At 75.3% G+C, this 7,871-nt stretch carries 9 protein-coding genes; 7 read left to right on the top strand and 2 right to left on the bottom strand.

What is annotated here, in order from left to right; translation table 11 throughout:
- Window positions 1-99: 99 nt before the first annotated feature.
- Window positions 100-699, bottom strand: coding sequence for a Crp/Fnr family transcriptional regulator (locus AC1MIR_RS13085; RefSeq protein WP_480028588.1), 600 nt, complete (start codon window positions 697-699; stop codon window positions 100-102).
- A gap of 50 nt (window positions 700-749) precedes the next feature.
- On the opposite strand from AC1MIR_RS13085, the gene AC1MIR_RS13090 reads away from it, so the two are divergent.
- The 4 genes from AC1MIR_RS13090 to AC1MIR_RS13105 all read left to right on the top strand — a co-directional run bounded on the left by AC1MIR_RS13090 (window position 750) and on the right by AC1MIR_RS13105 (window position 3,996).
- Window positions 750-1,316, top strand: coding sequence for a Spy/CpxP family protein refolding chaperone (locus AC1MIR_RS13090; protein ID WP_480028589.1), 567 nt, complete (start codon window positions 750-752; stop codon window positions 1,314-1,316).
- 305 nt (window positions 1,317-1,621) lie between these two features.
- Window positions 1,622-2,254 carry a ribonuclease HII gene (locus AC1MIR_RS13095; RefSeq protein WP_480028590.1) on the top strand — a complete coding sequence of 211 codons (633 nt, stop codon included), beginning with the start codon at window positions 1,622-1,624 and terminating at the stop codon, window positions 2,252-2,254.
- A 61-nt stretch (window positions 2,255-2,315) separates the two neighbouring features.
- The gene (locus AC1MIR_RS13100) at window positions 2,316-3,404 is read left to right on the top strand and encodes a DNA methyltransferase (RefSeq protein ID WP_480028591.1); all 1,089 of its coding nucleotides are present in this window, start codon (window positions 2,316-2,318) and stop codon (window positions 3,402-3,404) included.
- 4 nt (window positions 3,405-3,408) lie between these two features.
- A complete protein-coding gene (locus tag AC1MIR_RS13105; protein ID WP_480028592.1) occupies window positions 3,409-3,996 on the top strand; it encodes an ATPase in 588 nt (195 codons plus the stop codon).
- On the opposite strand, the gene AC1MIR_RS13110 is transcribed toward AC1MIR_RS13105, so the two are convergent.
- Complete coding sequence (locus AC1MIR_RS13110; protein WP_480028593.1) at window positions 3,983-4,921, bottom strand: A/G-specific adenine glycosylase; 939 nt, start codon at window positions 4,919-4,921, stop codon at window positions 3,983-3,985. The two genes, AC1MIR_RS13105 and AC1MIR_RS13110, sit on opposite strands and share 14 nt — an antisense overlap.
- A 182-nt stretch (window positions 4,922-5,103) precedes the next feature.
- On the opposite strand from AC1MIR_RS13110, the gene AC1MIR_RS13115 reads away from it, so the two are divergent.
- The 3 genes from AC1MIR_RS13115 to AC1MIR_RS13125 form a co-directional block, all read left to right on the top strand.
- Entirely contained in the window at window positions 5,104-5,574 is a 471-nt protein-coding gene (locus AC1MIR_RS13115; protein WP_480028594.1) for a DUF721 domain-containing protein, read from the top strand.
- A 46-nt stretch (window positions 5,575-5,620) separates the two neighbouring features.
- The gene (locus AC1MIR_RS13120; protein WP_480028595.1) at window positions 5,621-6,223 is read left to right on the top strand and encodes a DsbA family protein; all 603 of its coding nucleotides are present in this window, start codon (window positions 5,621-5,623) and stop codon (window positions 6,221-6,223) included.
- The coding region (locus AC1MIR_RS13125; protein WP_480028596.1) for an AAA family ATPase at window positions 6,224-7,871 on the top strand (1,648 nt) is incomplete at its 3' end.

The raw sequence follows: 7,871 nt of genomic DNA on the forward strand, positions 1-7,871 counted from the left end.
CCCGGCCCGGGCGCGCAGGGGCACGGACCCTTCTGGTATTCCTTTTCGCGCCTCTGCGCCGCGCTGCGGCAGGCGGAGCGAAGGGTGGGGTAGGGCGCCTCAGCCGCGCGCGAAGGGCGGCAGCCACACGCGGTCGCGCCCCTCCCGCCGCAACGCGCCTGTGCGTTGCAGCCGGGCCAGGGCGCGGTAGGTCGCCTCATGCGAGAGGCCGAGCTCGGCCGCCAGCGACTTCCAGGACCGGCCGAGCCGCCGCGCGCCGTCGGGCTCCGTCGGCAGGGCGTGCAGCGCATCGAGCAGCCGGTCCGCCGCATGCGGTAAGGCCAGCCGCTCCACCCGCGCCCGCGCCGCCACCAGCCGCGCCGCCAGATGCGCGGCGAGACGCCAGCCAAGTTCGGCATCGGCCGAAGCGGCCCGCCGGAGCTCCGCCGCGCCATGGACGGTGACCACGCTCGGCGCGGCCGCGACGGCATCGCAATGGTGGTGGCCTTCGAACAGCGAGGCTTCGGCGAAGGTCTCCCCCGCCCCGGCCCGGTGCAGCAGCAGCCGCCGGCCCTCGGGCGAGACGCGCAGCAGTTCCAGCATCCCGGCCTGCACGACGACGAGGCCGACCGCCGGATCGCCCACCCGGAACAGCGCCTCGCCCTGGGCAAGGCGCCGCAACGTGCCGGGCGGGAGGCTTTGCAGGAAGGCCTGGTCCATATGACCGCGATCATAGGAGCCGGTGGCCGACCCGGGCTAGTCGGCGGCCCATGAAAGCCGTCCGCATCCTCGTCGCCGCCCTCATGCTCTCCGCCGCGCCCGCCACGGCGCAGCATGGCGGCCCGCACCAGCATGGCGCCCATCGCCCGCCCTCCGCCGCAGCCGATCCGGCACGTCCCTATGCCGGGCTGGAAGGGCGCGAGATCCGGTCGCTGTCGGAGGAGCAGCTCGCCGACCTGTTGGCCGGCCGCGGCATGGGTCTCGCGCTCGCAGCCGAGCTGAACGGCTATCCCGGCCCGCTGCATGTGCTGGAACACGCCGAGGCGCTCCGCCTCAGCCCGTCGCAGCGCGCCGCCGCCGAGGCGCTGCGCGAGCGCATGGCCGGCGAGGCGCGCATCATCGGCGCGCGCATCGTCGCGCTGGAACGCGAGCTCGATGCAGTCTTCGCCGGCGGCACGGCCGATGTCGGAGGTCTGGCGGCGCTGACCTCGGCGATCGGCGCGCTCCAGGGGCGCCTGCGGGAGGTGCATCTGGCGACGCATATCGAGATGCGGCAGGCGATGAGTGCCGAGCAGCGCGCTGCGTATGCGCGGCTCCGCGGCTACGCGGCGCGGTAGCCTCGGGAATACCCCGCGCGGTCCGCCCGCTTTCCGTGCGGCGCGCTTGCTCCTGCCCATGTTCGTCCAGCAGTCGCCGGGCTCTGACGGCCAGGACTGCACGGTCAGCACCGTCGCCCCGTCCCGGCTCTCATGCGGGCCATGCACCGCGCCGGCGGCGTGGGTGAGGAAGGCGCAGCCACCGAGCGCGCGGCCGCCAGACGGTCGATCGCCCGGGATGGCGAAGGGCACGGCCGGGCCCTCGGCCGCAGCCAGGGCGGCGGGTTGCCCTCGCCAGGACTCGGCGCCGCGCGCTATGGCGGGCCATGCCGAGTTTCGCGCTCGAATCGGCGCATGGGGGGCGGGTCGCCGGGCTGGACGAGGCCGGGCGCGGACCGCTCGCCGGGCCGGTGCTCGCCGCCGCGGTGGTCTTTCGCCGCCGGCCGCCGCGCGCGCTCGCCGCTCTGATCGACGACAGCAAGAAGCTCAACGCCACGAAGCGCGCCGCCGCCTTCGATGCGCTGGTCCAGGCCGCGCGCGCCGGCCTGCTGGACTATGCGGTGGCGGCGGCGAGCGTCGCCGAGATCGGCCGCATCAACATCCTTCGCGCCAGCCAGCTGGCGATGGCGCGCGCCCTGGCGCGCCTGCCCGTGCCGCCCGACCTCGCGCTGGTGGACGGCGACCAGCCGCCCGCGCTGCCCTGCGCGGTGCGCTGCGTGGTGGGCGGCGATGCGCTTTGCCTCTCGATCGCCGCGGCCTCGATCCTGGCCAAGGTCGTGCGCGACCGCGCGATGGCGAGGCTCGACCGGCGCTGGCCGGGCTACGGCTTCGCCAGCCACCAGGGCTACGCCACGGCGCAGCATCGCGCCGCCCTCGACCGGCTCGGCCCCACGCCGCATCACCGCCGCGGCTTCGCGCCGGTGGACCAGGCGAGCCTCTTCGCGATGCGGGGCGATTGACGCCGCGACTCGGCGCAACGCATGGTGCCGGGCCGATTCGCGCGGGGGTGCAGGCGGAACGATGGGCACGGGTCTCGACCTGCCGCTCGACCAGGTGCTGGTCGGCGACTGCATCGAGACGCTGCGGCGCCTGCCGCCCGCCTCGGTCCATGCGGTCTTCGCCGATCCGCCGTACAACCTCCAGTTGAAGGGCGAGCTGCGTCGTCCCGACACCTCCGTGGTGGATGCGGTGGACGACGAATGGGACCGCTTCACCGACTTCGCCGCCTATGACGCCTTCACCCGGGACTGGCTCGCGGAATGCCGCCGCGTGCTGCGCAAGGACGGCACCATCTGGGTGATCGGCAGCTACCACAACGTCTTCCGCCTGGGCGCGGCGATGCAGGATCTCGGCTTCTGGATCCTGAACGACGTCATCTGGCGCAAGGCCAACCCGATGCCGAATTTCCGGGGGCGCCGCTTCACCAACGCGCATGAGACGCTGATCTGGGCGGCGCGCGGCCCGGAAAGCCGCTACCGCTTCAACTACCAGGCCATGAAGGCGCTGAACGAGGAGCTGCAGATGCGCAGCGACTGGTTCATCCCGCTCTGCACCGGCGCGGAACGGCTGCGCGACGACGCTGGCGGCAAGCTGCACCCAACCCAGAAGCCCGAGGCGCTGCTGCACCGCGTGATCCTCTCCTGCACCATGCCGGGCGAGGTCGTGCTCGATCCCTTCCTCGGCACGGGCACGACGGCGGCGGTGGCGAAGCGGCTCGGCCGGCGCTTCCTCGGGATCGAGCGCGATCCCGGCTATGCGGCGGCCGCCGAGGATCGGCTGCGTGCCGTGGAGCCGGTGCCGGAAGCCGCCGCGCTGTCGCTGCCGTCCAAGCGGGAGCAGCCGCGCATCGCCTTCGGCGTGCTGGTCGAACGCGGCCTGGTGCCGCCCGGCGCGACGCTGACCGACCGCCACCGGCGCTGGAAGGCGGTTGTGGGCGCCGACGGCACGCTGCGCTGCGGCGCGGTGGCGGGCTCGATCCACAAGGTCGGCGCGGAGCTGCAGGCCGCGCCCTCCTGCAACGGCTGGACCTTCTGGTTCCTGGAGACGCGCGACGGAAGGCTGCGCCTGCTCGACGAGCTGCGGCAGGAGGTGGTGGCGCAAGGTGGGTGAGGCCGTGCCGATCCTCTGGCTCATCGCGGGGCCGAACGGCGTCGGCAAGACGACCTATGCGCGGCGCTACCTCCGGGCCGTCGCCGGCACCGAGCGCTTCGTGAACCTCGATGAGATCGCGCGTGGCTTCTCACCGCTGACGCCGACGCCGGACGCCGAGACCGCCACCGCGGCGGCGCGCGCGGTGCTGGCGCGCAGCGCCGAGACCATCGCTGCCCGCCGCAGCTTCGCGCTCGAAACCACCCTCGCCGGCCTCACCCATCTCCGCACGGTGCGGAGCGCGAAGGTGGCCGGCTTCGGCGTGAACCTGCTGTTCTGCATCCTGCCCGATGTCGGCCTCGCGCTGCGCCGCATCGCCGACCGCGTCGCCGCCGGCGGCCATGCCGTGCCGGAGGCCGATGCGCGGCGCCGCTTCCCGCGCGCCTGCGCCAATTTCGCGCGCTACGCCGCCGCCTGCGACCTGTGGCGCATCCTCGACACGCAGCTCGCCGAGCCGCGCCTGGTCGCCTCCGGCCCGCCTCCGGCCATCGCCGATCCCGCGCTGCTCGCCGGACTTCCGGCGCCGCTGCAAGAGGCCATCACCCCGGGCTGACGGCGCCGTCCAGCAGCGCGAGAAGCTTGCGCATCACCGTCGGCATCGCCGCGCGCGCCGCATCCGGCGCCATCCAGGCGAAACCCGCCGGTGCTTCGCCATCGTGCCGCGCGGCCAGCAGCGTCATGCGCAGCTCGAAATGGGTGAAGCCGTGCCGCGCCTCGCCGGGCAGCGTCCGCCAGCGCAGGCCGGGCAGGGGGGCGTGGACCAGCGCCGCCGCCCTCTCCCACACCCCTTCGCGCCAGGGCGTGCCGGGGATCTCGAGCATGCCGCCCAAAAGCCCCTCGGCCGGGCGGCGGCGCACAAGCAGGCGCCCGGCAGCATCCATCAGCGCGAAATGCACGCCGGACCGCACGGGCCGCACGGCCTTCGGCGCCTTGCGCGGCAGCGTCTCCGCGATGCCCTGCGCCTGCGCCGCGCAGGCGCCCCGCCAGGGACAGAGCGCGCAGGCCGGGCGCCTCGGCGTGCAGATCGTCGCCCCCAGGTCGAACAGGGCCTGCGCGAAGTCGCCCGGCCGGGCGCGGGCGGCCGCCTGCTCCATCCAGCGATTCGCCAGCGCATCCAGCGCCTTCTTCGCGGCGGGCAGCGGTGTCTCCACGGCATGGATGCGCGCCGCCACGCGCTCCACATTGCCGTCGGTCGGCACCACGGGCACGCCGAAGGCGATCGCCGCCACGGCGGCCGCGGTATAGGCGCCGATCCCGGGAATCCCGCGGAGTCCCGTGACGTCCCGTGGGAACCCGCCGGCCGCCAGGGCCTTCGCCCCGGCATGCAGGTTGCGCGCCCGGGCGTAGTAGCCGAGGCCGGCCCATTCCTCCGCCACCGCCTCCCACGGCGCCGCGGCCAGCGCCGCCACATCGGGGAAGCGCGCCAGGAAGCGGGCATAGCGCGGCCCCACCGCGGCGACGGTGGTCTGCTGGAGCATGACCTCCGACAGCCAGACGCGGTATGGGTCGGGCCTTGCGTGCCCTTGCGATTCACGCCTCTGGTGCTCGGTCCCTTCGGGACCTCCGCCCTCCGGCGACCGCAAGGGGGCGTCCCGCCAGGGCAGGTCGCGCCGGTGGCGGTCGTACCAGTCGAGCAGGTCTTGGGCAGGAGGGTTCACGCGTGGCGAAGGATGGCGACGCAAGGCGATTTCCGGGAGCCCCCCTGCCGCTCGGCAGCCTGATCCCGGCCGTCACCCGCCCGGCCTTCCGCAAGCGCTCCCCGGCCGGCGCGCAGCTCCTGGCCGACTGGGCGCAGGTGGTCGGGCCGGCGCTCGCCGCCGTCACCAGCCCGCTGCGCCTCTCGGCCGGCACGCTCACCCTCGCCTGCGCCGGGCCGGTCGCGATGGAGCTGCAGCACCTGGCGCCGGAGCTGATCGCCCGGATCAACGGCCATCTCGGGCGGGTGACGGTGGAGCGGCTGCGCTTCGTGCAGCAGGCGAGGCCCGGCCCCTCCGGCCCGGCCGGCGCGCCCCGCCATGCCCCCGCCGCGCCCCTGCCGGCCCCCGTCGCCGAGCGGCTTTCGGCCCTGCCGGCGGGCGACCTGCGCGAGGCCCTGGAAAAGCTTGGCCGCGGCGTCTATCGGAACCGGTAGGGGACGCCCCCCGAGTCCCAGACCCCGCCTTGCCGGAGGCTGCCCGATGACCCCTCGCCGTTCCTTCCTCACGCTCGCCACCGGCGCGCTCGTGCTGCCCACCACGGCGGCCCTCGCCCAGGAGGACCCCCGCCTCGCCGAACGCGCCATCGGGAAGCCCGACGCCCCGGTGACGGTGCTGGAGTTCTTCTCCCTCACCTGCGGCCATTGCGCCGCCTTCTCCCGCGACACCTTCCCGCGCGTGAAGGAGCAGCTGGTGGACACCGGCCGCATCCGCCTGGTCTATCGCGACTTCCCGCTGGACCAGCTGGCGCTGGCCGTCGCCGCGCTGGCGCGCAGCGTGCCGGCGGACCGCTACAGCGCCTTCGTCTCCACCCTCTTCGCCACCCAGGACCGCTGGGCCTTCAACCGCAACGCGGATGTGAAGGGCGAGCTCTGGAAGTTGGCGGCGCTCGCCGGCATGGACCGCGACACCTTCGAGAAGGCGATCGTGGACGCGCCGCTGCAGCGTGCCATCCTGGAGCAGCGCGCGGCCGGGCAGCGGCAGTTCAACATCAGCTCCACCCCCACCTTCGTCTTCGGCAGCCGCGTCGTGCCGGGGAACATCGACTTCGACCGCTTCGCCTCCCTGGTCGCCGAGACGCGCTGAATGGAGGCGGTGCCGCCGCCGGCCGAGGATCCGGCCCCGCAGGAGGAGGAGCCCGGCCGCTCCGCCGCGCAGATCGAGGCCGCGCGCACCGCCCGCCTCACGCGCCTGCGCATCGCCGGCTTCAAATCCTTCGCCGAGCCCACGCTGGTGGAGGTGATGCCCGGCCTGACCGGCATCGTCGGCCCGAATGGCTGCGGCAAGTCCAACATCGTGGAAGCCCTGCGCTGGGCGATGGGCGAGACCAACGCCCGCACGATGCGCGGCGGCGAGATGGAGGACGTGATCTTCGCCGGCACGGCCTCCCGCGCCTCCCGCAATTTCTGCGAGGTCACGCTGACGCTCGAGGAGGCGATGGGCCTCGCGCCGCCGCCCAATGCCGAGACGCCGGACCTCGAGATCGTCCGCAAGATCGAGCGCGGCTCCGGCTCCTCCTTCCGCGTCAACGGCAAGGAGCTGCGCGCGCGCGACGTGCAGACCATGTTCGCCGATATCGGCTCCGGCGCGCGAAGCTCCGCGATGGTCAGCCAGGGCCGCGTCGCGGCGCTGATCCAGGCCAAGCCCGAGGATCGCCGCGCCGTGCTGGAGGAAGCCGCCGGCATCGCCGGGCTGCGCGCCCGCCGGCACGAGGCCGAGCTCAAGCTGCGCCAGGCGGAGAACAACCTCGCCCGCGCCGAGGACCTGCTGAACGAGATGGAGGGCGCGCGGCAGGGGCTGCAGCGCCAGGCGCGCCAGGCGGCGCGCTACCGCAACCTCTCGGGCCTGGTGCGCGGCGCCGAGGTGGAATGGCTCGCCATCCTGCGCGCCCGCGCGCAGGCGACGCTCGCCGCCGCCAAGGAGGCCTTCCACCGCGCCCGCACAGCGGTCGGCGAGGCCGAGTTCGAGGCCGAGGGCGCCGCGCGCCGCGCCTTCGCCGCCGAGCAGGGCCTGCCCGGCCCGCGCGAGGCGGAGGCGCTGGCCCGCACCGCGCTGGAACGCCGCCGCGTCGAATCCGAGACGCTCGACGCCGAGGAACATGACGCGCGCGAGGCGCTGGCCGCCGCCACCGGCCGGCGCGATGCCCTGGCGCGCGACCTGGACCACGCCGCGCGGCTGCAGGCCGATGCCGAGGCCGCCGGATCGCGCCTCGCCGCCGAGGCCGAGGCGCTGGAGCAGGCCGCGGCGAGCCTGCCCGATCGCACCGCCGCGGCCGAATCCGCCGAGGCCGAGGCCGCCGAGGCGGTGCGGGAGGCCGCGCGCGCCGCGGACCGCGCCACCGAACTCGCCGCCGAGGCCGCGGCCCAGGCCGCCGCGCTGGCCGGCGCCGAGAGCGATGCGGCGAACCGCGCGCGGCGCCTGGCCGAGCAGGGCAACCGGCTCGCCGGCGAGCAGGGGGCGGCGGAGGCGGCGCGCGTGCCGCAGGATGCGCTGGATGCCGCCGCCGGCGCCGCCACCGCGGCCGCGACGGCCCTGGCCGCCGCCGAGGCCGCGCTCGCGGCGATGGAAACCGAGCGTGGCGCGGCGCAGTCCCGCCACGAAGCGGCCCGGCGCGCCGCCGCCGAGGCCGAGGAAGCCGAAGGCCGCGCCCGCGCCGCGCTGGACGCGGCGGAGGTCGCGCTGCGCCGGCTGGCCCAGCCGCACCAGCGCCTCGCCGCCCCGCGCGACGCCCCCC

Source organism: Falsiroseomonas sp. RANM36, from assembly GCF_056682175.1.

Excerpts from the sequence above, each read along its gene's own strand:
- AC1MIR_RS13085 (WP_480028588.1), bottom strand. The coding sequence starts at position 699 with ATGGACCAGGCCTTCCTGCAAAGCCTCCCGCCCGGCACGTTGCGGCGC.
- AC1MIR_RS13090 (WP_480028589.1), top strand. The coding sequence starts at position 750 with ATGAAAGCCGTCCGCATCCTCGTCGCCGCCCTCATGCTCTCCGCCGCG.
- AC1MIR_RS13095 (WP_480028590.1), top strand. The coding sequence starts at position 1,622 with ATGCCGAGTTTCGCGCTCGAATCGGCGCATGGGGGGCGGGTCGCCGGG.
- AC1MIR_RS13100 (WP_480028591.1), top strand. The coding sequence starts at position 2,316 with ATGGGCACGGGTCTCGACCTGCCGCTCGACCAGGTGCTGGTCGGCGAC.
- AC1MIR_RS13110 (WP_480028593.1), bottom strand. The coding sequence starts at position 4,921 with ATGCTCCAGCAGACCACCGTCGCCGCGGTGGGGCCGCGCTATGCCCGC.
- AC1MIR_RS13120 (WP_480028595.1), top strand. The coding sequence starts at position 5,621 with ATGACCCCTCGCCGTTCCTTCCTCACGCTCGCCACCGGCGCGCTCGTG.